Origin of the sequence: Gilliamella sp. A7, from assembly GCF_002142015.1 — a bacterium.
Classification (GTDB): Bacteria; Pseudomonadota; Gammaproteobacteria; order Enterobacterales; family Orbaceae; genus Gilliamella; species Gilliamella apis_A.
This window is the reverse complement of the sequence record NZ_NASN01000008.1, coordinates 26415-51543: the sequence shown is the minus strand read 5'-3', so window position 1 is coordinate 51543 and position 25129 is coordinate 26415. Positions and strand designations below refer to the sequence as shown.

Below are 25129 nucleotides of genomic sequence, written 5' to 3'. Positions count from 1 at the left end.
TTTATTCCAGTTATTTTTGTTGATACTACTTTTTAATTGGTTAATTTTGCACTGATCTGTTTCGCAGTGCAAACATCTTGTGAAATTTGTTGTTTTAAATCTGCTAAAGAGTCAAATTTTTTCTCATCGCGTAATTTACAGACAAAGGTAACGTCTAAATATTGTCCATAAATATCACCTGAAAAGTCAAATAGATTCACCTCTAAAATCGCTTTTTTACCTTCAATGGTTGGTCTAATACCGATATTGGCAATGCCATGATAATATTGATTGCTACAACAGTTTTTTACTTTGACAAAATAGACCCCTTGTAAAGCAGGTTTTTTTCGATTCAAATGAATATTGGCGGTTGGAAATCCTAATTGTCTTGCTAACGCATTACCATGCACCACTCTTCCTTGAATGGCGTAATCACGACCTAAAAGGCAACGAGCTAATTCAAAATCACTATTAAACAGTGCCTCACGAACAGCTGTACTGCTGATTCTTAAATTATTCCAAACAAAGGTTGGCATACTCTCAACCGAAAAATGGTTATTTGGAGTATATTGTTGTAACAGATTGATGTTGCCTTTGCGGTCACGGCCAAATTGGAAATCATCACCAATAACAATATATTTAGCGTTCAATTTATTAATCAACCAGTCTTGAATAAATGCATTGGCTGACATATTGGCAAAGGTTTGGGTAAAAGGTACAGCAATAATATAGTCGATACCGAGTTTTTCAATTAGTCGCACTTTTTCTTTAAATGACGTTAATCTTGCCGGAGCATTTTGTTTGCTAAAAAACTCTAATGGTTGTGGCTCAAATAACATAACCGCTGTCGGTAAGTTTAATTTTTTACCTTGTTCTATTAAATGATTTATTAATTGTTGGTGTCCTAAGTGCACACCATCAAAGTTGCCCAATGTAAGTACACACTGAGTAAATTCATTGTTTAAATTATCAATACCGCGGATTATCTTCATTAAAGCGTGTTAGTTAATTATTATGTTTTCACTAAAATAGCTGCCAATTATACCAATCTTTCTTGAAGATGCACGCAATAACAATTGGGCTTTTTATGGCGGTATTGGCAATATTGTGATTGGTTAATATAAAAACGCTTGAGGTAGTATCAAGCATATTTATATTTTTCCTGTTGTGAGTATAAATAAGCGATAACTGTTTTTTAGTCGATTACTGATAAATAATCCAACATATACTTTATATTGGATTATTTTATTGATTAATAGTGTTTTAACGCTCTTAAAAACTCTTGTCGAGTACTTGGATTAGTTTTAAATCCGCCACCTAACGCGGTAGTGGTGGTTAAACTATTTGAATCTTTAATGCCTCGGGCTTTTACACAAAAGTGTGTTGCATCAATTGATACTGCAACATTGACTGTACCGAGTAGTGTTTGCAATGCAACCAAAATTTGTTGGGTTAATCTTTCTTGTACTTGTGGCCGTTGTGAAAAAAACTGAACAATTCGGTTGATTTTTGATAGACCAATCACTTTATCTTTTGGGATATAAGAAACGGTTGCTTTACCATCGATGGTGACAAAATGGTGTTCACAAACACTGGTTAAAGTAATATCACGAACAGTGATCATTTCATCAACCTGCATTTTATTTTCAATAAGAGTTATTTTCGGAAAATTATGATAATTAAGACCGGAAAATATTTCATCAACATACATTTTTGCGACTCGATGCGGCGTTTCGGCGAGGCTATCATCATGCAAATCAAGTTCCATGAGTTTCATGATTTCTCGGAAATGTGCTTCGATTTTAGCTTTCCGTTCGCTATTTTCCATAGCTAAACGACATGATGGGGTTTCAAGATTTTTAGCTGCTAATGCCTCTTTGACTTTTTGCGCAGCAAGACTTAATTCTGTCATTTATTTAGTACTCAGGCGAAAATAGATGTCACATTATATATTACTCATATAGTGATATACAGTAATTTTCATGCATTGGATTGGATAAAAGCTCGTTATTATCTGGATTATTTTTACACTATATTATCGGAGTCAGCAAGAATATTACTGTTAATTAGGTTATACTTATAGTTATTAAATCTAATAACATTTGGGTAACTATTGATGCCAAATAATGCGCCAATTATTTTAATTGATGGATCTTCTTATCTTTATCGGGCTTTTTTTGCTTGTCCACCTTTAACCAATGCCAATGGTGAACCGACTGGGGCTATATTTGGTGTTATTAATATGATTCGTAGCTTGATGAATCAATATAATCCTACCCATATAGCGGTAGTTTTTGATGCTAAAGGTGGATCATTTCGTAATGAAATTTATAGTGAATACAAAGCAACTCGTGACGAGATGCCGGAAAATTTGCGACCACAAATTGAACCGATTCACACCATTTTAAAAGCGATGGGTTTACCATTACTTTGCGTTGAAGGTGTTGAAGCCGATGATGTGATCGGGACTTTAGCCAAACAAGCAGAAAAAGAAAATCTTCAAGTACTCATTAGTACTGGGGATAAAGATATGGCGCAATTAGTCAGCGATAAAGTTACACTGATTAATACCATGAATAATACCGCGCTTGATCCGCAAGGTGTTATGGATAAATTTGGTGTGCCACCAGCAAAAATTATAGATTATTTAGCATTAAGAGGTGACAATTCCGATAATATCCCAGGGGTAGCAGGAATTGGAGAAAAAACAGCACAGGCTTTATTAACTGCTTTTGATAGTGTAAAAGATATTTATAACCATTTAGACGATATTGAGAAATTATCGATTCGAGGAGCTAAATCATTAAAGCAAAAATTAATAGACAATCAAAAGGATGCAGAGCTTTCTTATCTATTAGCTACCATTAAAACCGATGTGGCATTAGATTTTACGAATGAACAACTACTTGTTACAGATCTTGATGTAAATAAATTAGTCGAATTATTTGCCTATTATGGCTTTCATCGTTGGCAAAAAGAATTAATAGCCGGTAATTTTTTAAAACAACAAAAACTAACAGCTACTGATATTGATAATATGTCGTTATTCTCACAGGAAAGCGATACCGTTAAAGATAAAATTGATACAGATTACCAATGCATATTAACCCATGAGCAATTAGATGATTGGGTTAGTAAATTAGCTAACTGTCAGCAATTTGCCTTTGATACAGAAACGGATAATGTTGATCATATTCATGCTAAATTGGTTGGCATATCATTAAGCGTGGCACCTTATCAAGCTGCTTATATTCCAATTAATCACCAATATCTCGGTGTGCCAGATCAATTACCATTAAATGATGTATTAACTAAATTAAAACCAATATTAGAAAACCCAGCAATTAAGAAAATCGCCCAAAATGCCAAATTTGATTACAGTGTGTTAGCTAATTATGGTATCCATGTGCAAGGTATTGCTTATGATACAATGTTGGAGTCATATGTCTTAAATAGCACTGAACGACACGATATGGATAGTATGGCGAATCGTTATTTGCATCTTAAAACTATTACTTATAATGAATTAACCAAGGTTGATAAAAAACAAGTCACTATCGATGCTATTGAAGTTGAAAAAACTACGCAATATGCCGCTGAAGATGCGGATGTTACTTTGCAACTTCATCAGAAACTATGGCCTGAATTGGAAAAAGATCAAAAGCTCAGTAAGTTATTTACCGATATTGAAATGCCGTTGGCGATTGTGTTGGCCGATATGGAAAGGGCTGGCGTGTTAGTTGACACTAGACAGTTAAATGATTATTCCATTGAATTAAATAAAAAAATGCTAGAAATAGAGGCCGAATTACATTTCCTAGCAGGTGAAAAATTTAATCCTTCTTCACCAAAACAGATTCAAGCTATTTTATTTGATAAACACCAATTACCTGTCTTAAAAAAGACACCAAAAGGTGATCCATCAACTAGTGAAGATGTGTTGAGTGAACTTGCTGAGCAGTATGTTTTACCGCGTAAAATTTTGTTTTATCGTAGTTTAGCAAAACTGAAAAACACTTATACTGATAAATTACCGCTGATGGTAAGTCCAATAGACCATCGCATTCATACCAATTATAACCAAATTGGTACGGTAACTGGGCGGTTGTCATCAAATGATCCGAATTTACAAAATATCCCTGTACGTAATGAAGAAGGACGAAGAATTCGGCAAGCATTTATTGCACCACAAGGTTATAAGATTATTTCAGCCGATTATTCACAAATAGAGTTGCGCATTATGGCGCATTTATCACAAGATCAAAGTCTGCTTAGCGCTTTTGCTGATGATAAAGATATTCATAGGGTTACCGCGAGTGAAGTATTAAGTAAACCAGAGGCAGATGTTACAGCCGAAGAGAGACGACGAGCGAAAGCAGTCAATTTCGGTTTGATTTATGGTATGAGTGCATTTGGATTATCGAAACAAATTAATCTTCCCCGTAAAGAAGCACAATTCTATATTGATCGCTATTTTGAACGTTATCCTGGTGTACAAACTTATATGGAAGAAACACGCCAATTGGCAACGCAACAAGGCTATGTGGAAACTTTATCAGGAAGACGATTATATTTACCAAAAATCATTTCTGGCAATGGTATTGAAAAACGAAGCGCTGAACGTGCGGCAATTAATGCACCAATGCAAGGTACTGCAGCTGATATCATCAAAACTGCGATGATTAACATGAGCGAGTGGATAAAAAATCAACCGACAGGTAATATCAGAATGGTGATGCAAGTACACGATGAGCTGGTGTTTGAAGTTAAAGAAGAGTTGGTGAGTGAATATAGTGCGTTGATTAAATCAATTATGGAGAATTGTTATCAACTTTCAGTACCGTTAAAAGTTGATGTTGGTATTGGGAATAATTGGGATGAAGCGCATTAATCTTTTTATGAAAATTAACTTATACGTTATAGTTTGATTTTTATACTAAAATATATAGTTAATTACTCAATACTTTTATAAAATAGTTGTTAATTTTATGCTGTTAACGATGGCTTGCCGAAACCTTTTGGCGTGTTAGAATAAGCAACTAAATTGAATTTATTACAAAATGTTATTATTTTTCTCACTTATGAGAAGAGTTTAGATAAAAAAGAGCCCGAGCAACGAATTGTCGTTTGAGTGTTCTTTTTTGTTATTAATAGGATTATTTCATGAAAATTAAAACCCGTTTTGCACCAAGCCCAACCGGTTACTTACATGTGGGTGGTGCTCGTACAGCACTTTATTCTTGGCTATATACTCGCCATGCACAAGGTGCTTTCGTATTACGTATTGAAGATACCGATCTTGAGCGTTCAACGCCAGAAGCGATTGAAGCGATTATGGAAGGTATGAATTGGTTAAAATTATCATGGGATGAAGGCCCATATTTTCAAACTAAACGCTTTGATCGTTACAATCAAGTGATCGACGAAATGTTAGCTAACGGTACGGCTTATCGTTGTTATTGTTCGAAAGAGCGATTAGAAAAATTACGTGAACAGCAAATGGCGAATGGTGAAAAAGCTCGTTATGATGGTCATTGCCGTTGTGATGACGTACAAAAACAGCATAATCATGACGAACCGCATGTTGTTCGCTTTGCTAATCCTACTGATGGAGTCGTTGTCTTCAACGATTTAATTCGAGGGCCAATTGAAATTGCCAATAAAGAGCTTGATGATCTCATAATTCGTCGTACTGATGGGTCACCAACTTACAATTTTTGTGTCGTGGTAGACGATTGGGATATGGAAATTACTCATGTTATTCGTGGTGAAGATCATATTAATAATACCCCTCGACAAATTAACATTCTTAAAGCGCTTGGTGCACCATTACCTGAATATGGTCACGTATCAATGATTTTAGGTGATGATGGGCAAAAATTATCTAAACGTCATGGAGCGGTAAGTGTTATGCAATATCGTGATGATGGTTATTTGCCCGAAGCACTATTAAATTATCTAGTTAGGCTCGGGTGGTCTCATGGTGATCAAGAGATATTCTCGGTGCCTGAAATGGTGAGTTACTTTTCTTTAGATGCTGTCAGTAAGTCGGCCAGTGCATTTAATACTGAAAAACTACTTTGGTTAAATCATCATTATATTAATCATTTAGACGCTGATTATGTTGCACAGCATTTAGTTTGGCATATGAATAAGCAAGGTTATGATTTAGATCAAGGCCCAGATTTGATTACTATCGTCAAATTATTTGGCGAGCGCTGTAAAACATTGAAAGAAATGGCTGAATCAAGTAGCTATTGTTATCAAGATTTTACTGAGTTTGATGCTGATGCTGCTAAAAAGCATTTGCGCCCCGTTGCCAAAGAGCCATTAGAATTGGTTAAGGCTAAAATTGAAGCAATTTCTGACTTTGATTGGCAAATCGATAAAATTCACCATGCTATTGAAGTAACAGCAGCAGAGCTTGAGGTTGGTATGGGGAAAGTTGGTATGCCTCTTCGAGTTGCTGTAACCGGAATAGGGCAATCACCTTCAGTTGATGCTACTGTTTATGCGGTTGGTAAAAAACGCACCTTAGCCAGAATAGATAAGGCATTGGCTTATATTGCTAACAGAGAACAAACTCAAGCATAATCTCATTTAATCGCCGATAATAGTTCGGCGATTCACTTTATCTTGTTGAGAGTTTATTATGGCTCGCTTAAAGAAACGTTATTCGATTCCGTCGCTTATATTATTGATTATAATCATAGCAAGTTTATCTGGATGGCGTTATTGGTTAGCATTTAAGGATAAATATAATCTTTCGATAGACTGGCAAGGTATTAACATCAGCTGGGATGCTTTGTCTTTTGCTGAATTAAATATTGTTCAATCATCACAATTATCGGTAACGGCCAGCGATGTGAAAATATCATGGTCACAGCTAAGCGCTAAAAATATCGATATCTATTGGCAAAAAGCCGATTTAACCAATACACAAGCAGTAGCGAAGGTTGCTGATGATCAATTACAACAACTTGATCAATCTACTTTTGAACCTTCATTTATCTCGACTATCATTGTTTGGTTACCAACAAATGTTAAAATTGAACATTTAACATTACACCAGCAAGATAGTGAGTTATTTAATCTGAATGTTGCAGCAGTTAAAAATCAAAATACTTTGCAACTCAATCTAGTCAGTAATACTCAGGATATGGCGACGCTTGCTGCTGATATCTCATTTAATCAATCAAATTCATCGATTGAAATAGAAAATGGCCTTTTGACCACACCCTTACCATATTTTGGTGTTGAAAAAGGTAATTTAACTTTACCATTCAGTGGCGTTTTAACTGATAAGCAATTTTCTTTAAAAAGTACCGATAAAGCACTAGTTAATATTGAAAAAGCGAACTTTTCTGATGATTTAATTATTAAACAGTTAATCGGAAAATTAACCTTTGATGCAGCATTGCCTATTCCATTTGAAGCTAATCAAATTAATGTAAAATCAACATTAACAATTAATAAATCTGACGGCATATATAAAGCAAGCGAATTTAAATCCGCTTTCGGGGATATAAATCTCTTATTCAACAATAATCAATTTACTGTTACAACTTCAGCATTAACTATTCAACAAGTGAATATTGGTGTTATTTTTGAAAAAGTAAAATTAGCTGGTAGTTATTCAGCATCTTTAGCTGCACCAAATAAAGGCGTTGTAAAATGGCAATTAGCACAAGCAGCTATTTTTTCTGGTTCTGTTTCTCTTGATAAAGGGCAATTGAATCTAGCAAAATTACCACAAAAATTTACTTTAAGGTTAAAAAAGGTACAATTAAAAGATATTTTTGCAAAATATCCCGCCGAAGGCTTAGCTGGAGAAGGCGCGATTGATGGTGTTTTACCGGTTACCTTATTGCCTTCTACTAAAAAAGGCACAGCTTTGACCGAAGTTATTATTAACAATGGTCAATTAGCAACGGTCAATGAAGGCTTTTTGCGGTTTGAAAATTCAGCATTGCAAAATTATGCACAAGCTAATCCTAGTATGAAAATTCTCACAGATGTTATTAAGAATTTTCATTATACTAAATTATCAGGGACGGTTAATTATGCTAATGAGATTGCTAAATTAAGATTAAATATCCAAGGCAGTAACCGAGATGTTGAGAATGGCAAAGCAGTAAATTTAAATATTAATCTTGAAGAAAATATTGCAAAATTGTTGATAAGTTTACAACTTTCCGATCAGGTTAGTGAACCCATTCGAAAACGTATTGAAGCGTATTTGAAAGGGAAATCTTGATAGATAAGAGGCTATATTATGCTAAAAAATATGATTACTATTATCGTGTGTAGCGCAGTATTAATTGGCTGTACACCAACGGTTAAGGTACAAGCGCCAAATGAACCAATTAATATCAATTTAAATGTTAAGATTGATCATGAAATTAATATTAAAGTTGATAAAGCCTTAGATAACATTATCAATAAATCAGGTTTATACTAAATTAATATTATTATCGATCGTTATTTACTAATAATGTCGTGAATCTAAAAAATTACTCTTGCGGAACATAAGATGATTTTTTAATAATTTTTACACATATTTAATACAATTTAATATGATGTATTTAATAAGGGGGTTATTATGAATATCTATAAAAAAGCAACGATAGCATTATTATCAATAATATTAGCTTTACCAGTTTTTGCTTTAAATTTAGATCAGGCAATTAATGAATTAGGTCAAGCCAAAGTTAATGGTTTGGTTGGTGAACAAGCTGATGGTTATCTAGGCGTGGTCAAAAATGAAGGTAATGCTAGCGAAATTGCGCAATTAATTAATCAGGCTCGTAAACAGCAATATCAAAAAGTCTCTGCAGAAACTAAAGTACCTTTGTCTGATGTGCAGAGCCGAGCAGGTAGTAAAGCACAAGAAAAAACGCCAGCAGGTCAATATATCAAACAACAAGGGCAATGGTTAAAAAAATAATAGCAACTTTATTACAACAATAGAAAAAGTATAATGATATTGTACTTTAATTGTTTACCAATAATGTGTATCCTGTTATTTTTGTGTTTTACTTGCTGTGATAATTAAAATAAGTTTTATTTGTAAATAGTATCGCTTTGGCGATTTTAAATGGAGAAAATCAATGTGTTCGATTTTAGGTATTCTTGATATTAAATCAGATCCAGAACAACTACGAACAAAAGCATTAGAACTATCAAGTCTACAACGTCATCGTGGACCTGACTGGTCTGGTATTTTTGCTTCTGATAAAGCTATTTTAGCTCATGAACGTTTATCAATTGTAGATGTTAATACAGGATCTCAACCGCTTTATAATAAAGATAAAACCCTAGTTTTAGCGGTAAATGGAGAAATTTATAATCATCAAGAACTCCGAAATCAGTACAAAGATCGTTATGAATTTCAGACAGGGTCTGACTGTGAAGTTATCCTAGCCTTATATCAAGAAAAAGGTATTAACTGTCTTGATGAACTACAAGGTATGTTTGCTTTTATTCTTTATGACATCAACAAAGGTACCTATTTTATTGGTCGCGATCATATTGGTATTATTCCAATGTATATGGGATATGATGAAAATGGTACATTTTATGTTGCTTCTGAGATGAAGGCATTAGTACCTGTTTGTAAAACCATTGAAGCATTTCCTCCTGGTTGTTATCTATCTAGCACCGAGGGTGAAATAAAGACTTATTACAAACGAGATTGGATGGAATATGATAATGTCAAAGATAATAAGACAGATATCAATGAACTTCGTGTCGCATTAGAAGAGTCAGTAAAAAGCCATCTTATGTCTGATGTTCCTTATGGTGTTTTATTATCTGGTGGACTTGATTCTTCAGTTATCTCAGCGATTACTAAAAAGTTTTCTGCGCGTCGAGTCGAGGATCATGAAAAATCAGAAGCATGGTGGCCACAATTACACTCGTTTGCGGTTGGTTTAAAAGGAGCGCCAGATCTTAAAGCAGCACAAGCGGTTGCTGACCATCTAGGTACGGTTCACCACGAAATTAACTTCACCATCCAAGAAGGTATTGATGCGATTCGTGATGTTATTTATTACATCGAAACTTACGATGTCACAACCATTCGCGCATCAACCCCAATGTATTTAATGGCAAGAAAAATTAAAGCAATGGGAATCAAAATGGTGTTATCGGGTGAAGGTGCTGATGAGGTATTTGGTGGTTATTTATATTTCCATAAAGCGCCAAATGCTCAAGAATTCCATGAAGAAACTGTGCGTAAATTAGCGGCACTGCATATGTATGACTGTGCGCGTGCTAATAAAGCAATGGCTGCTTGGGGCGTTGAAGCTCGCGTACCATTCTTAGATAAAAAATTCTTAGATGTTGCTATGCGCATTAATCCACAAGATAAAATGTGTGGTAGTAATGGTAAAATGGAAAAACACATTGTTCGTGAAGCATTTGAATCTTATTTACCAGCATCAGTGGTTTGGCGTCAAAAAGAGCAATTTTCTGACGGTGTAGGTTATAGTTGGATCGATACCTTAAAAGAGATTGCCGAAAGCAAAATTACCGATCAACAGTTGGAAAACGCAAAATTCCGTTTCCCATACAATACTCCAGCTTCAAAAGAAGCTTATATGTATCGTGAAATTTTTGATGAATTATTCCCAGTTGAAAGTGCTGCGCATTGTGTACCTGGTGGACCAACAGTAGCTTGTTCAACAGCTAAAGCAATTGAATGGGATGAGTCATTTAAAAATCTAAATGATCCATCAGGTCGCGCAGCGGTTGGTGTACATAATGATGCTTATAAAAAGTAATATTAACTAATTCAATCTGAAAAAGGGCATTATGCCCTTTTTTTATATCTAAATAATTTGTTAAAAATTTTCATGTTTAGATTATATAATTATAAAAATCGATAATATAATCAATAAATTATTTTTCAATTCTAACTTTCTTATTCATTCAATTTGCTACCAAACAATCATAGAAAATAATTTTTTATTAAATATGTGATCTAAATTCACTTTTTTAAAAAGTTTATAAACTATACTAAATGTTACCAGTCACATCGTGGCTGAATGGAAATAAAATAATATTTATATTCCTATAAATAACTTTATATAAGTATATAAATCATGAATTAGGAGCATTGAGTGAAAAATTATAAAATCGCTATAATCAACTCAAGTAGTTTTGGAAAATATTTTCCTAATCATTTAGAAAGATTAGAAAAAATAGGTGAAGTAAAACATTTTACTTTTGAAAATAATATTCCAGGGAAGGAATTAGCTGATGCACTACAAGATTTCAATATTGTTATTGCCAGTGTCCGACCTTTTTTTAATAAAGAATTTTTTGATAATAAAAAACAACCTTTACTATTACTTTCCCGTCATGGTATCGGATTTAATAATGTTGATGTCGTTGCAGCCAAAGAACATGGCACAATAGTTACGATCGTCCCTCCTTTGGTTGAACGTGATGCTGTTGCTGAAAATGCAGTGACTAATTTACTTGCATTAATTAGACAAACTGTTCAATCACAAGAAGCGGTTAAGTCAAATGAATGGAAGAAAAGAGCCTCTTTTTTGGGTATCAATGTTACGGGTAAAGTAATTGGTATTATTGGTTGTGGCAACATTGGTAGTCGCGTGGCAGAAATTTTCAAACATGGATTTAATGCTCGCCTACTTGTAGTTGATCCAAAAGTTAATGTTGATTGGGCTAACAAAAATAATATTGAAATTGTTGAGTTAGATTATTTACTGCAAAATGCAGATATTATCTCGTTAAATGCCTCATTAAATGAGACTAGTTATCATATTTTAAAAGCGCCGCAATTTTCTTTGATGAAAAAAGGCGTTTATATAACTAACACCGCTCGAGCTGAATTAATTGATGAAACTGCACTTTTAAATGCACTTGATAATGGCACTGTAGCAGGTCACGCAACGGATGTCATGTATGTTGAACCTTCATACTGTGATCATCCTTTAGTTAAACATCCTAAAGTTCTTGTTACACCACATACTTCTGCTTATGCAATTGAGTGTTTGCAAGGTATGGGGGAAAAATGTGTACAAGATGTAGAAAATTTTGTTAATAACTTAGAGCTACAATCGGTGGTTTCTTAATCATTTATCGGAAACTAACTAATTAATTATAAAAATAGTAAGGAGTTTATATATGCAAGAAATGCATGTAACGTTTCTTCAAGCAGCTATTATATCAATATGGGTTGCAATGGTAATGTCTCGGGGGCTAGGTGGTGCTACATTAACGTTGCGATTTACACCTATGATGACTGGTTTAATTGTTGGGATTGTATTTAATGACATTCCTAATGCAATGATAACAACAGCTGCTATTCAGTTGATTTATATGGGTGTTTTTTCACCTGGAGGGCAAATGCCATCAGAGCCAGCTATAGCAACCGCAGTTGCTGTTCCCGTCGCATTGCTGGGTAAAATGGAACCAACAGCCGCTGTTGCTGTAGCCGTACCGGTAGGTTTATTAGGATCTTACTTGTATCAATTAAGATTTTTCTTTAATACCATGATTATGAAATTAACGGAAAAATATGCCAAAGAAGCTAATAGTAAAGGATTAACCTTTTCTATCATCGTGTTACCAATAATTTGTAGCTTTGCATTGTTCGTACCGTTTATGTTTGTTGCGTTATATTTTGGGGCACCAATTATTGCTGATGTGATTAAATCGAATGCTGGAGGACTAGTTTTCCATATTCTTAATGTAATTGGTGGTGGGCTTGCTGCTGTGGGTATTGCGTTAACAATTTATGTTATTGGTAAAAAAAGCTACATCATTTTCTTCCTACTTGCCTATTTTATGGCGGTTATTGCCAAACCACTAAATATTACCATGGTAACTTACGCAATAGTTGGGGCAATAGTTGCCTTTATTTTTGTTCTTGCAAAAAGTGAAGCAGTAAATTCTGCGGTAGATCAACCTAGAAATAATTCAAATAACAATCAAGTTGATGACGATGATTATTAATCATTAGTTATTTGATTAATAAATTAGAAAGAGGAATTTTATAATGACAGAAATAGTACAAGAAAGTATTGATCTAAAGCCAGAAACGATTACTAAAAAAGATATCACATTTGCATGGTTACGTTGGTATTATGCCAATGAAATTCCACACTCATTTGACCGTTACCTTGCGGCATCATTAATGTGGGGATTAATGCCAATTCTTAAAAAGTTATATAAATCAAAAAGTGAATTAGCAGCTGCTTATCAACGACATTTGTTATTTTTTAATACTCAAATTACCTGGGGTGGTGGAACTATTTCAGGAATTATGGCTTCACTAGAAGCAGTACGTGCTGATGAAGTTTATCAAAACAAACCAATTAGTATTGACAATGATGTGCTTTACAACACTAAAGCTGGTTTAATGGGAGCCTTAGCTGGTATTGGGGATGCGATTGACTCAGGCACAATACAATATATTTTTATTGCCATCGCATTACCTTGGGCACAAGAAGGTTTAGCGATAGGTGCGTTATTCCCATTTGTCGGATTTGTTTTATATCAACTATTTGTTGGTTACTATTTTGCCCAATTAGGATTTAAATTAGGTAGAAATGCGGCAACAGAAGTTGTTGGTAATAAGATGCAGATGATCATAGAAGCCTTATCTATTTTAGGTCTATTTATGATGGGTATTTTAGCTGCAAGCTATATTAAAGTTTCTTCTAGTTTAAAATTTACCTTATCTGGTAAAGATTTCATTATACAAGATACATTGGATAAAATTTTACCTGGAGTTTTACCACTTGTTGTTGTAATGGGACTGTACTTTTATTTTTCTAAGAAAGGTTTGAAAGTAACTAGAGCATTAATTGGGCTAACTGTTATTCTTGGTGTTTTAGCCGCAATTGGTATTTTATAAAAATAATCAAATATACATAATAATAGAGGTTTTAAATTATGGGAAAAGTTGTTTTAGCTCGGGTAGATAGCCGTCTTATTCATGGCCAAGTCGCGACAAATGTTTCAAAAGCGGCCGGCGCTAATGCTTTATTTGTTGCAGATGATTATTCGGCAAATGATGAATTCACCAAAAATATTATTCTTGGCGCAGGTGCCAGCACGGGTCATAAAATTAGAGTATTAAAAGAAGATGGTGCAGTTAGGTATTGGAACGATCGTCAATATGATGATTTTAACGTTATTTTAATTACTAAAAATATTGAAGTAATGTATAAAATTATTAAATCTGGCGTACCAGTAACTAATCTTAATATTGGTGGTTTACCATTAGTTCCAGGGGCAACCTCAATTATTAAAGAAGTATCGATTAATAAAGAGCAACTTGATTTATTAATTGATTTACAAAATAGTTTTCCAAATATGGATATTTATTGCCAAGCAACGCCTTCATTAAAGAAAGTACCTTTAAGTGAAGTAATTAAAATGTTTGAATAATATAGGATTAATAACATGATCGGTGTTTTATTAGTTAGCCATGGAAGTATGGCTGCTGGAATAAAAGACAGTGTGAAAATGATTGTTGGAGAACAAAGCCAATTTGAATCATTATCACTTAATCCTGGACAAGATATAAATCAGTTAAAAACTGATTTATTCAATTGTTCAAAATCTTTAGATTCTGGCGATGGTGTTCTTATATTTGTCGACCTTTATGGTGCATCTCCATATAATGCTTCAATGCAATGCGTTCCTCAATGGAATGAGCTTGGCATGAATGTTCGAGTCATTACAGGTATGAGTCTGCCTATGGTAATTAATGCAGTATGTAATAGGGATTCTGTGTCATTGAATGATCTTACTGCGGAAAGTATCGAGGCTGGGCATGAAAATATTCAAGATGCCATTGCCAACATATCTCAATCAAACAACAATGAAAATGATGATGACTATTAATGTAATAACTAATTCAATGTTATTAAGTTAATTTTTATCTTAATCTATTTATAGTTAATATGATTTTTAAAATCATATTAACTATATTGTCTAACTTTATATAAAAATAGTTTATTAATAATGGAAATATTGAAAGATCTGATTTTACGATATGGCATCATATTTGGTAAAAGGTTTAATCCAAAAGAAAAAATCTCTTTTTTAAGGGTATTATCTAAGGAATTAGCGCCATTGGGTTATCAAGTGGATGCGAAGCTATCTAAATTAAAATTAGCGACTAGACGTTATCAAAATTATTATAATGCCTATATCGGCGATCTCAATAAAGCAGAAGTCATTATTTGTACTAATTACGATACTGGGATCAATAATTTTAATTTACAGAAAACGTATGCTTTTCAATCGCAATTTAGTAAGCTGACTTACTTTATTAGTGTTGCCCCTTTTATATTTTTATTCATTGCATCATTAATATTAAATTACCTAGTTTTTTTACCTGATATCCGGATTAATGGCTTTTTCAGTGTTTCTGGCATTTCAGCTATAGTTTCAACAGTACTGTTGTTTTTCTTAATTGCCAAATTTAAGAGTGGGATTCCAAACACTAAAAATTTCGTTTGTAATTCATCAAGTATTATTACTATTATTAATCTTATTAATAAGTTAGATAAAAAAGAAAAGAAAAAAATTGCTTTTGTTCTTTATGATGGCGGCAATAGTGGCCAATATGGTCTAAAAATGTTAGAAAGCTATGCTAAGCAAATCAACGATAAAAAATTTATTTTCTTGGATAGTATTGCCAATGGTGATGATTTAGTTTTTTTTAAACCACAAGGATCTGAGCTAAATATAGCGGATGTTCATTTTCATGACGGGAGTATTGAAACTCAATTATCTAATTACATTATGATCACATCAGGTCATATAAATGAAAATAATAAAATTCTTATAAAAAATGCTCACTCGTCTAAAGATAATTATTTATCTGATGAAAGATTAGAAAAACATACACTCTCGCTGCGAGATGTATGCCGAGCATTAATGAGTGAAAAATGATAATGGATTGTTGCGGAAAAGAACTTGATACCTACCGATAGAATTGGGTAGGTATCTGAATTTTGATGAACTAATGTGTAGCGCCTTTTGCTGCACCAATAGGTAGAATTGTACGACCATATTGTTCATTTAGAACTTCAGCCATCGCAAGATAAATTGCACTTGCACCACAAATTATGCCTTCAAAACCAGCAATATGAATAATGTTATGGTTACCAGAAATATTACCAATTGCTAATAGAGCGAATAAAATGGTTAAGCTGGCGAAAACAAATTGTAATGCTCGATTAGCTTTTAATGTACCTATAAACATAAATGCAGTAAAAATACCCCACAGAGCTAGAAAAATGCCTAGAAAGGTTGCATCGGTAGGTGCAGTTGCTGGTGAAGTAGGTAAATACCAAATACCAACTAAAGCAATCCAAAAGAAACCGTATGACGTAAATGCTGTTGTTCCGAAAGTATTTCCTTTACGGAATTCTAAAATTCCTGCGATTACTTGGGCTAAGCCACCATAAAAAATACCCATAGAAACGATTGCCGTCATAACTGGAAAAAATCCTGCATTATGAATATTTAATAAAATTGTAGTCATACCAAACCCCATTAGTCCAAGTGGCCCTGGGTTTGCAAGTTTTATTTGTTCCATAAGGATCCTATAAATTAATTTTCGTAAAAAAAAGAGCGGCAATAATAAGTGTTGAAAAGCTGATAATCAAGATTTTGTAAAAAATAATTTTGTACCCCCCTTGATATTAATAATATTGTTCCCATTTATGTGAAAACAAAAACATTTCTTTATCTAAAAAAGGACTTGAAAACGATGTTTTCAGTCTTATATATAAGAAATAAAATACAGGTTTGAGGAGAAAAGATTATGGGTAAAATTATTGGTATCGACTTAGGTACAACAAATTCATGTGTTGCAGTAATGGATAATGGTCAAGCAAAAGTATTAGAAAATGCCGAGGGTGATCGCACAACCCCTTCCATTATTGCTTACACTCAAGATGGTGAAATCTTAGTTGGTCAACCAGCTAAACGCCAAGCTGTAACCAATCCACAAAATACATTATTTGCAATTAAACGTTTAATTGGTCGTCGCTATGAAGATGCCGAAGTACAACGTGATGTTGGCATTATGCCATATAAAATTGTTAAAGCTGATAATGGTGATGCTTGGGTTGATGTTAAAGGTCAAAAAATTGCTCCACCACAAATTTCTGCTGAAGTATTAAAGAAAATGAAGAAAACTGCAGAAGATTATCTTGGTGAGCCTGTGACAGAAGCAGTTATTACTGTTCCTGCTTATTTTAATGATGCACAACGTCAAGCAACCAAAGATGCTGGTCGTATTGCCGGTTTAGATGTAAAACGTATTATCAACGAGCCAACCGCAGCAGCGTTAGCTTATGGTTTAGATAAAGATGTTGGTAACCGTACTATTGCTGTATATGACCTTGGTGGTGGTACTTTTGATATCTCAATTATCGAAATTGATGAAGTTGACGGTGAAAAAACATTTGAAGTATTAGCAACAAATGGTGATACTCACTTAGGTGGTGAAGACTTTGACTCACGTTTAATTAACTATTTAGTTGACGAATTTAAACGTGAACAAGGATTTGATCTTAAAAATGATCCATTAGCAATGCAACGTTTAAAAGAAGCTGCTGAAAAAGCGAAGATTGAATTATCATCAGCGCAACAAACTGATATTAACTTACCGTATATTACTGCTGATGCAAGTGGGCCAAAACACTTAAATATCAAAGTGACTCGCGCTAAACTTGAATCATTAGTTGAAGATTTAGTTAAACGTTCAATGGAACCTGTTAAAACAGCATTAAAAGATGCCGGTCTAAGTGTTTCTGATATTAAAGATGTCATCTTAGTTGGTGGTCAAACACGTATGCCAATGGTTCAAAAAGCTGTTGCAGATTTCTTTGGCAAAGAACCACGTAAAGACGTTAACCCTGATGAAGCAGTAGCTGTTGGTGCTGCAGTACAAGGTGGTGTATTAGGTGGTGATGTTAAAGATGTATTATTACTTGACGTAACACCATTATCATTAGGTATTGAAACAATGGGTGGTGTAATGACTACCTTGATTGAGAAAAACACGACTATCCCAACAAAACACAGTCAAGTATTCTCAACTGCTGAAGATAATCAATCAGCCGTAACTATCCATGTATTACAAGGTGAACGTAAACGTGCAAGTGATAATAAATCATTAGGTCAATTTAACCTTGATGGTATTCAAGCTGCACCACGTGGTATGCCGCAAATCGAAGTAACCTTTGATATTGATGCTGATGGTATTTTGCATGTATCAGCAAAAGATAAAAATACTGGTCGTGAGCAAAACATTACCATTAAAGCTTCCTCAGGATTAAGCGAAGAAGAGATCCAAAAAATGGTAAATGATGCTGAAGCAAATGCTGATGCAGACCGTAAATTTGAAGAATTAGCTCAAATTCGTAACCAAGCTGATCACCTTGTTCACTCAACTCGTAAACAAGTGACTGAAGCTGGTGATCAATTATCTGCTGATGATAAAACAGCTATTGAAAGCGCTGTGAGTGATTTAGAAAATGCTGCTCGTGGTGAAGACAAAGCAGAGATCGAAGCTAAAATTAATGCATTAATGGAAGCTTCAAAAAAATTACTTGAGTTAGCTCAACAACAAGCTCAAGCAGATCAATCTGCAGGTCAAGCAAATAGCGGAAGTGCTGCAGGACAAGATGATGTTGTGGATGCAGACTTCAAAGAAGTTGATGATGAAAAAAAATAAGCATTAACTGATATGTTTTTTAATGAGTTATTGCAACGAGTTTTAAACATGTAAAACATTAAACGGGCGCGAGGTAACTCAAGCCCGTTTAGTTGTTTATATAATGATTAAATTTAAAGGTTAATTATGGCGAAGAAAGATTATTATGAAACATTAGGCGTGAGTAAAAGTGCCAGTGAAACTGAGATAAAAAAAGCCTACAAACGCCTAGCCATGAAATATCATCCGGATAAAAATCAGGATAACAAAGCGGAAGCTGAAGCAAAATTCAAAGAAGTTAAAGAAGCTTATGAAATCTTAACGGATCCACAAAAGAAAGCTGCTTATGATCAGTATGGCCATGCTGCTTTTGAACAAGGGCAAGGTGGCGCTGGTGGTTTCGGCGGATTTGGTGGTTTTGGAGGCGGTTCTGCATTTGATGATATCTTCAGTGATTTCTTCGGTGGTGGCCGAGGACGAAGTCAAGCCGCATCGCGTGGTAATGATTTACAATATAATATTTCATTAACATTAGAAGAAGCAGCTAGCGGTGTAAGCAAAGAAATTAAAGTACCAACTTGGGTAAATTGTGATGTTTGCCATGGTCAAGGAACTGAAAAAGCTTCAGATGTTGTAACTTGTAATACCTGTCACGGTGCGGGTGTTGTGCAAATGCGGCAAGGCTTTTTTGCTGTGCAGCAAGAGTGTCCGACTTGTCATGGGCGTGGAAAAGTGGTTAAAAATCCATGTAAAAAATGTCATGGAGAAGGACGTGTTCAAAAAACTAAAACACTTTCTGTTACTATTCCTGCTGGGGTTGATACAGGAAACCGTATTCGACTTTCAGGTGAAGGTGAAGCGGGATTAAATGGTGCTCCAGCTGGTGACTTATATGTACAAGTACAAGTAAAACCGCATGCAATCTTTGAGCGAGATGGCACTAATTTACATTGCGAAATTCCAATTAATATTGTGTTAGCATCACTAGGTGGTGAGGTTGAAGTACCAACCCTGAACGGTAAAGTTAGCCTAACCATACCGGCAGAAACACAAACCGGTAAAATGTTTAGGTTACGTGGAAAAGGCATTAAATCATTACGAGGCAGTGCTGTAGGTGATCTCTATTGCCATGTTGCAGTTGAAACACCAGTTAATCTAACTAGCAAACAAAAAGAGTTATTAAAAGAGTTAGGCGAAAGTTTTAAATCGGATAAAAACTCAAAACATAGCCCAAAAGAAAAAAGCTTTCTTGATAAAGTGAAGAAATTTTTTGGATAACATTCTTTATTGATTATACAATCGAGCCAAATAATGGCTCGATTTTTTTATTCTGCTTTTTTAAATAGTATTATTGCTGTTTTCAGATATCGTATATTTTTCTTTATTATTCAATATCCCTTATTGACATAAAACCATATCTTAATTAGCATATAAAATTAGTAAGGTGGCTAACTAATTTTATGGATATAAAATATGCAGCTTGAAAATCGCTATTTATCTTTTTGTAATATTTTGAAGAAACAAAACACGGTAGATTTAGAAAAGATCCGAACATGCTTTACGTTGTTATCTGTTGCTAATCTAATTGATATAGAGTGTGCCAAACGTCTCCAGAAATATCATCTCTCAGAAAGTCGATTAATTATTTTAGTTTTATTAAAAGAATACCAAGAATTATCTTTGCAAGAAATAGCTAAATTATTAGGGATAACTAAAGCTTCAACAACAACACTTGTTAGTTCTCTAATTAATGATCAGCTAGTATCAAAAAGAAATGATGACAATGACAAAAGAATTTCTATTATTTGTTTAACCCCAGCAGGAATGGATTTATTGACGGAAACGTTAAAAGAGCACAGTTTTTGGATAGAAAAAATAACTAATAATTTATCTGATAATGATGTTGCTATATTCAAAAAGGTATTAAGCCAAATTCATGAAAATGTATCAAGAAAGGAAATCGTTAAATGAAACTAATTGAAGATTTACAAACATTAAGACAAGATTTAATTACCCAATTACCCCAAGATGTACAAAATATTTTGGATAACTCATTAGCAGATATGTTAAGTGAAAAACTAGATAGTCATTCTTTACAATGTGGAGATATTGCACCAGACTTTTCACTAATATCAACTGATAATCAAGAAATCAATTTATACAAATTACTTGAAACTCAATCCGTAATTATTAGTTTCTTTCGAGGTAGTTGGTGCCCGTTCTGTGTAAAAGAATTAGAACATTTTCAAAATAATTTAGAACTGATTCAGCAAGTTAAAAATATGCATTTTATTGCTATTTCACCGCAGAAAGCTTCAATTAGCGCACAGTTAAAACAAGAAAAATCGATGTCGATAACGATACTATCAGATATTAAAAATAACATAGCTAAAAAGTTTGGTTTAGTATTCACATTACCTGAAAAAGTTAGAGAGTTATATAATAGTTTAGGTGCTAATTTATTGGATTTTAATGGCGATGATAGCTATACATTGCCAATACCAGCAACTTATTTAATTGGGCAAGATAAAAAGATTTATTTTGCTTATGTTAATGCTAATTATATGGAACGAGCTGATATATCCGAATTAATAAATGTATTAAATTAATAAAAATTTAAATTTATTTAATAATATAAAATATTATCCCTTTTTATATTAAATTTAATTAAAACTATAAATTTACATTTTAATCGTGAGAACATACGCAATAATATGATGTTGTTGTTCTGTTGTGAGTGAGTTATAAGGTAACAGCTTGTGAAGATAAAGAAAAAAGATTTTATTGCTCAAGATCTGTTAGGGCGAATTTATCAACAATTAAGTTTTGTTAATCAAAAATTGCCCCCCGAACGAGAGCTTGCGGAAAGTTATGGAGTCTCTCGTCATACTATACGTAAAGCGCTAGAAAAACTGCTGCAAATTGGTATTATTTCGGTTCAAAAAGGTTCGGGTGCTTTTATTAATCAACAAACTAAAAATAATCCTTTAATTTATAATTCGCTGACTGAAAAACATTATGATCAAATCAACTCTAAACTGATTTTATTTCGTAAACGACGAGTACAGTTGGAAGAAAAACAAACATTTAATCTAACTGATGATGAATATATTTGGGAGTTTCATCGTATTCGTTTTGTTGACGGTCGAGGTACCCAAATTGAGATTTCTAAGTTACCTTGTCGATATTTTCCTGATCTGAAACAAAAAAATATTGAAAACTCTATTCAACAATATGTATTAAGTAAAGGCTATGAGATATCCCATTATCTAACTCAATATCAAGCTGTTGCCATTAATCGTCAGGAATCTGAATTACTCAAATGCAAAAAAGGCATGCCAGCAATGAAAATTATTAATCGGTGTTTTTTAAATAATGGTGCAATTTATGCCATTAGTGAAATTATTGATATTCACTATACTTGTACTTATATTACACCGTTTAATAAACCTAATTTTGAATTAAGATTAGTTGATGATAAAAAGTAAATTTATCAACCAACTTAGGTTATTTAAAAAATATTCATTATCTTGATTTATGGGGTATGTATAACTCCATTGGGCAAGCGGCTTTGTGTCCATTCATGTGGTCGATAAACCACGGGATATTTATCTGCCTGAGCTTTATCTAGTGTAATACCAATGCCTATTTTCTCTATTGGATATAAATAGCCTTGTTTGGCGGCAATAATACCAGGAAATACTGCCTGTGTATTTGCCGAATAAGGAATATATTCCTGAATTGCTGCATTATGTAAATGAATATTTAAATGAGTATTCACAGCTGCTCCAATTGGTGTCATATCAGGTGGGCAATGCCAAGCAACTCTTATCCCAAATGGTTGGCAAAAAGTAGCTAATTTTAATGCAGGTGTAATTCCGCCAATTTGTGAAACATGGCAACGAATAAAATCAATTTTACGTTGAATGATCAGCTCTTGCCATTCTAATGGATTATTGAATAGTTCACCGGTCGCTAAAGCAACTGAAGTTTGGCTACGAATTTGCTCCAGCCATTGGTTTTGACTAGGCGGTAAAATATCTTCAATAAAATATGGTTGGTATTGCTCAACTTGTTTAGCAAAAGAGACTGCTTGATTAGGAAATAATCTTTCATGTACATCATGCAAAAAATGGATTTTATAACCATATTTTTCTCGTAACTTTTTAAACATCTCTAAAGTATTTTGCATATACTGATCTTGATCAAAGTAAGCACCACTACTTGACTGTTGTGGACTATGCAATTCTTCTGGTTTTCCACCGTAAAACCCTAACTGACAACGAATATGGCGATAACCTTGACTAATACATTGGTCAACTTGTTTAAAAAGTTCTGACAATGTTTCACCGGTAGCATGAGTATACACTTCTATCGCATCTTTTGATTTACCACCAAATAATTGATAAAGAGGCATATTCGCTAGTTTGGCTTTAATATCCCATAATGCCATATCAATACCAGCAATAGCATTATTAATGATTGGCCCATTACGCCAATAAGCATTAACCATTAACATCTGCCAAATATCTTCAATATGATTGGCATCTCGGCCAATTAGCAACGGTTTTAAATATTCATCAACAATGGTTTTTACGGCTAATGGGCGCTGTTGAAAAGTTGCACAGCCATAACCAATCACATCTTTATCTGTATAAATAATTACGGTAACAAGATTATGTCTATCAGGTTTAGTAATGATACATTCAATGTCAGTGATAAGGGTTGGTAACATAGGGTTAGTATCCTCTTTAAAATTTTTTCTTTTTATATAATTACCGATATTTTTCACATCTGTAAAGAGCAAAATATTAGTGAAAAATTATTGGTTCAAATTTGAATTAAAATTGTCGATAAAAAGCATACCAATTGAAAAATATAGTAAATTTCAATGTTAAAACCCCTTTTTTTGTGATCTAGATCAAACTTTTCATTCTTGTATTGATAATTTAAAGTTTCTATTATTTTAATTAAACCAATTCTAGGGACGATTGAGGTTCTAATGAGTAAACAAGAAAGTATTAAAAAAATTATCGCTAATATTGGTGGTAAGGAAAACATTAAAAATGCTTGGCATTGTATGACACGTTTACGATTTGATTTAGTTGATCAAACCATGGTCAATTGGGATGAAATTAAAAAAATTACCGGGGTAATTGGTGCTCAATTTCAAAGTGATCAATGCCAAATTGTAGTAGGTACTCAAGTTAAAGTTTATTTTGACATTCTGGCTGATGAAATAGGATTACAAACGCCAGAAAATGATCAAGCTAAACAACTATCCAAAGAATCTGTCAAAGAACGTAAAGGCATTGTTTCTTTGTTTATGGATACGGTGTCAGGTGTTTTTGGTCCTATCGTACCGGCAATTGCTGGCGCGGGGATGATTAAAGGGTTACTTGCTGGTCTCATTGCGTTAAAAGTCGTTCCTAAAACCAGTGATACAGTTATTATTATCGATTTAATCGCTAGTGGTGTGTTTTACTTTTTACCATTTTTTTTGGCGGTTTCGGCAGCAAAAATATTTAAAACTAATGAGTATTTAGCCGCTGCAATCGCCGCTTGTTTGATGTATCCAACTTTAATTGATGCGGCAAAATTACTAGTAACTAATCCCGATGCTGCCAGTTTTTATTATTTTTTGGATATGATACCAATATCGATTTTTAACTATGCTGGTAGTGTTATTCCGATTATCTTCTCTGTACTGGCATTAAGTTATATTTATCGATTTGTTGATAAAATTATGCCTAATGTGCTCAAAACAGTTTTCACACCAACGGTAACTTTATTTATTGCTGGTTTATTGGCTCTTACCTTAATTGGTCCTATAGGTATCTATTTAGGTAAATTGTTAGCGCTATTTATCCGGTCGCTATTTGATGTTTCTGCTGTGTTTGCTGGCACTATTGTTGGCGCAATTCGACCGGTCGCTATTTTGACGGGTATGCATCATGCAATGACCCCTATAGCGTTGCAGAATTTTGCTGAATTAGGTTATGATATGTTGATGCCGATGATGTTTATGGCAAATATGGCCATTGCTGGTGCGACTGCTGCTATGTATTTTAAAGCGAAAAATAAGCAAGAAAAAACGGTTATTGTTTCTGCCGCAGTATCTGCATTATTAGGTATCACCGAGCCAGCTCTATTCGGTGTATTAACCAAGTATAAAAAAGCCTTTATTGCCGCAACTGCCGGTAGTGCGATTGCCTCCGCTTTTATTGCTTTATTTGGTGTAAGGTTATATGGCTATATCCTATCAAGTATCTTTAGTTTACCTGCCTATATTGGCCCATACTTTATCTTTGCAATATTGGGGGTATTAATATCAATTTGCTCATCGTTCATAATGGCTTATATTTTTGTTGGCAAAAAATAGGCCTAATTTTTAAATAACCTCATAACCGCCCGTGATATTACGGGCTTTAT

At 33.8% G+C, this 25129-nt stretch carries 22 protein-coding genes; 18 read left to right on the top strand and 4 right to left on the bottom strand.

The features are described 5' to 3' along the window. Positions 1 to 32 precede the first annotated feature (32 nt). Together ribF and folE are read right to left on the bottom strand one after the other, a co-directional pair. Positions 33 to 971 carry a bifunctional riboflavin kinase/FAD synthetase gene (ribF, locus tag B6D18_RS03880; RefSeq protein WP_086363233.1) on the bottom strand — a complete coding sequence of 313 codons (939 nt, stop codon included), beginning with the start codon at positions 969 to 971 and terminating at the stop codon, positions 33 to 35. A gap of 260 nt (positions 972 to 1231) precedes the next feature. Then, a complete protein-coding gene (gene folE / locus B6D18_RS03875; protein ID WP_086363232.1) occupies positions 1232 to 1891 on the bottom strand; it encodes a GTP cyclohydrolase I FolE in 660 nt (219 codons plus the stop codon). A 204-nt stretch (positions 1892 to 2095) separates the two neighbouring features. Between folE and polA the strand changes: the two genes are divergently transcribed. The 12 genes from polA (at position 2096) to B6D18_RS03815 (ending at position 15921) form a co-directional block, all read left to right on the top strand. Next, positions 2096 to 4870, top strand: a complete 2775-nt coding sequence (gene polA, locus B6D18_RS03870) for a DNA polymerase I (protein ID WP_086363231.1) — start codon at positions 2096 to 2098, stop codon at positions 4868 to 4870. Between the two features lie 272 nt (positions 4871 to 5142). After that, entirely contained in the window at positions 5143 to 6573 is a 1431-nt protein-coding gene (gene gltX, locus B6D18_RS03865; protein ID WP_086363230.1) for a glutamate--tRNA ligase, read from the top strand. Positions 6574 to 6631: 58 nt separating this feature from the next. Continuing rightward, positions 6632 to 8236, top strand: coding sequence for a YdbH domain-containing protein (locus B6D18_RS03860; RefSeq protein WP_086363229.1), 1605 nt, complete (start codon positions 6632 to 6634; stop codon positions 8234 to 8236). A gap of 18 nt (positions 8237 to 8254) precedes the next feature. Next, positions 8255 to 8440, top strand: coding sequence for a YnbE family lipoprotein (locus tag B6D18_RS03855; protein ID WP_173795303.1), 186 nt, complete (start codon positions 8255 to 8257; stop codon positions 8438 to 8440). Between the two features lie 141 nt (positions 8441 to 8581). Continuing rightward, entirely contained in the window at positions 8582 to 8926 is a 345-nt protein-coding gene (locus tag B6D18_RS03850; protein ID WP_086363228.1) for a YdbL family protein, read from the top strand. A 163-nt stretch (positions 8927 to 9089) separates the two neighbouring features. Then, a complete protein-coding gene (gene asnB / locus B6D18_RS03845) occupies positions 9090 to 10763 on the top strand; it encodes an asparagine synthase B (protein ID WP_086363227.1) in 1674 nt (557 codons plus the stop codon). 339 nt (positions 10764 to 11102) lie between these two features. Further along, the gene (locus B6D18_RS03840; protein WP_086363226.1) at positions 11103 to 12083 is read left to right on the top strand and encodes a D-isomer specific 2-hydroxyacid dehydrogenase family protein; all 981 of its coding nucleotides are present in this window, start codon (positions 11103 to 11105) and stop codon (positions 12081 to 12083) included. Between the two features lie 61 nt (positions 12084 to 12144). Further along, entirely contained in the window at positions 12145 to 12966 is an 822-nt protein-coding gene (locus B6D18_RS03835; RefSeq protein WP_086363254.1) for a PTS sugar transporter subunit IIC, read from the top strand. 43 nt (positions 12967 to 13009) lie between these two features. Then, a complete protein-coding gene (locus tag B6D18_RS03830) occupies positions 13010 to 13870 on the top strand; it encodes a PTS system mannose/fructose/sorbose family transporter subunit IID (RefSeq protein WP_086363225.1) in 861 nt (286 codons plus the stop codon). Positions 13871 to 13908: 38 nt separating this feature from the next. Next, positions 13909 to 14406, top strand: coding sequence for a PTS sugar transporter subunit IIB (locus B6D18_RS03825; RefSeq protein WP_065577934.1), 498 nt, complete (start codon positions 13909 to 13911; stop codon positions 14404 to 14406). Between the two features lie 15 nt (positions 14407 to 14421). Continuing rightward, complete coding sequence (locus tag B6D18_RS03820; RefSeq protein ID WP_086363224.1) at positions 14422 to 14865, top strand: PTS sugar transporter subunit IIA; 444 nt, start codon at positions 14422 to 14424, stop codon at positions 14863 to 14865. A gap of 120 nt (positions 14866 to 14985) precedes the next feature. Further along, positions 14986 to 15921 carry a hypothetical protein gene (locus tag B6D18_RS03815; RefSeq protein WP_144063947.1) on the top strand — a complete coding sequence of 312 codons (936 nt, stop codon included), beginning with the start codon at positions 14986 to 14988 and terminating at the stop codon, positions 15919 to 15921. A 70-nt stretch (positions 15922 to 15991) separates the two neighbouring features. On the opposite strand, the gene satP is transcribed toward B6D18_RS03815, so the two are convergent. Next, positions 15992 to 16570: an acetate uptake transporter gene (gene satP / locus B6D18_RS03810; RefSeq protein ID WP_086363222.1), complete on the bottom strand. Its 579-nt coding sequence runs from the start codon at positions 16568 to 16570 to the stop codon at positions 15992 to 15994. 228 nt (positions 16571 to 16798) lie between these two features. On the opposite strand from satP, the gene dnaK reads away from it, so the two are divergent. The 5 genes from dnaK to B6D18_RS03785 all read left to right on the top strand — a co-directional run bounded on the left by dnaK (position 16799) and on the right by B6D18_RS03785 (position 22185). After that, on the top strand, positions 16799 to 18718 hold the full coding sequence (gene dnaK, locus B6D18_RS03805; protein ID WP_034903492.1) for a molecular chaperone DnaK: 1920 nt from the start codon (positions 16799 to 16801) through the stop codon (positions 18716 to 18718). A gap of 126 nt (positions 18719 to 18844) precedes the next feature. Continuing rightward, entirely contained in the window at positions 18845 to 19975 is a 1131-nt protein-coding gene (gene dnaJ / locus B6D18_RS03800; RefSeq protein ID WP_086363221.1) for a molecular chaperone DnaJ, read from the top strand. 195 nt (positions 19976 to 20170) lie between these two features. After that, positions 20171 to 20668 (top strand): MarR family winged helix-turn-helix transcriptional regulator, encoded by a 498-nt coding sequence (locus B6D18_RS03795; RefSeq protein WP_086363220.1) that lies wholly within the window; start codon positions 20171 to 20173, stop codon positions 20666 to 20668. Then, the gene (locus B6D18_RS03790; RefSeq protein ID WP_086363219.1) at positions 20665 to 21306 is read left to right on the top strand and encodes a peroxiredoxin-like family protein; all 642 of its coding nucleotides are present in this window, start codon (positions 20665 to 20667) and stop codon (positions 21304 to 21306) included. Before B6D18_RS03795 ends, B6D18_RS03790 begins: the two co-directional genes overlap by 4 nt. A gap of 156 nt (positions 21307 to 21462) precedes the next feature. Continuing rightward, complete coding sequence (locus B6D18_RS03785) at positions 21463 to 22185, top strand: GntR family transcriptional regulator (protein ID WP_086363253.1); 723 nt, start codon at positions 21463 to 21465, stop codon at positions 22183 to 22185. Positions 22186 to 22232: 47 nt separating this feature from the next. On the opposite strand, the gene B6D18_RS03780 is transcribed toward B6D18_RS03785, so the two are convergent. Beyond that, entirely contained in the window at positions 22233 to 23432 is a 1200-nt protein-coding gene (locus B6D18_RS03780; RefSeq protein ID WP_086363218.1) for an enolase C-terminal domain-like protein, read from the bottom strand. Positions 23433 to 23699: 267 nt separating this feature from the next. Between B6D18_RS03780 and B6D18_RS03775 the strand changes: the two genes are divergently transcribed. Then, positions 23700 to 25079, top strand: coding sequence for a PTS transporter subunit EIIC (locus B6D18_RS03775; RefSeq protein ID WP_086363217.1), 1380 nt, complete (start codon positions 23700 to 23702; stop codon positions 25077 to 25079). Positions 25080 to 25129 lie beyond the last annotated feature (50 nt).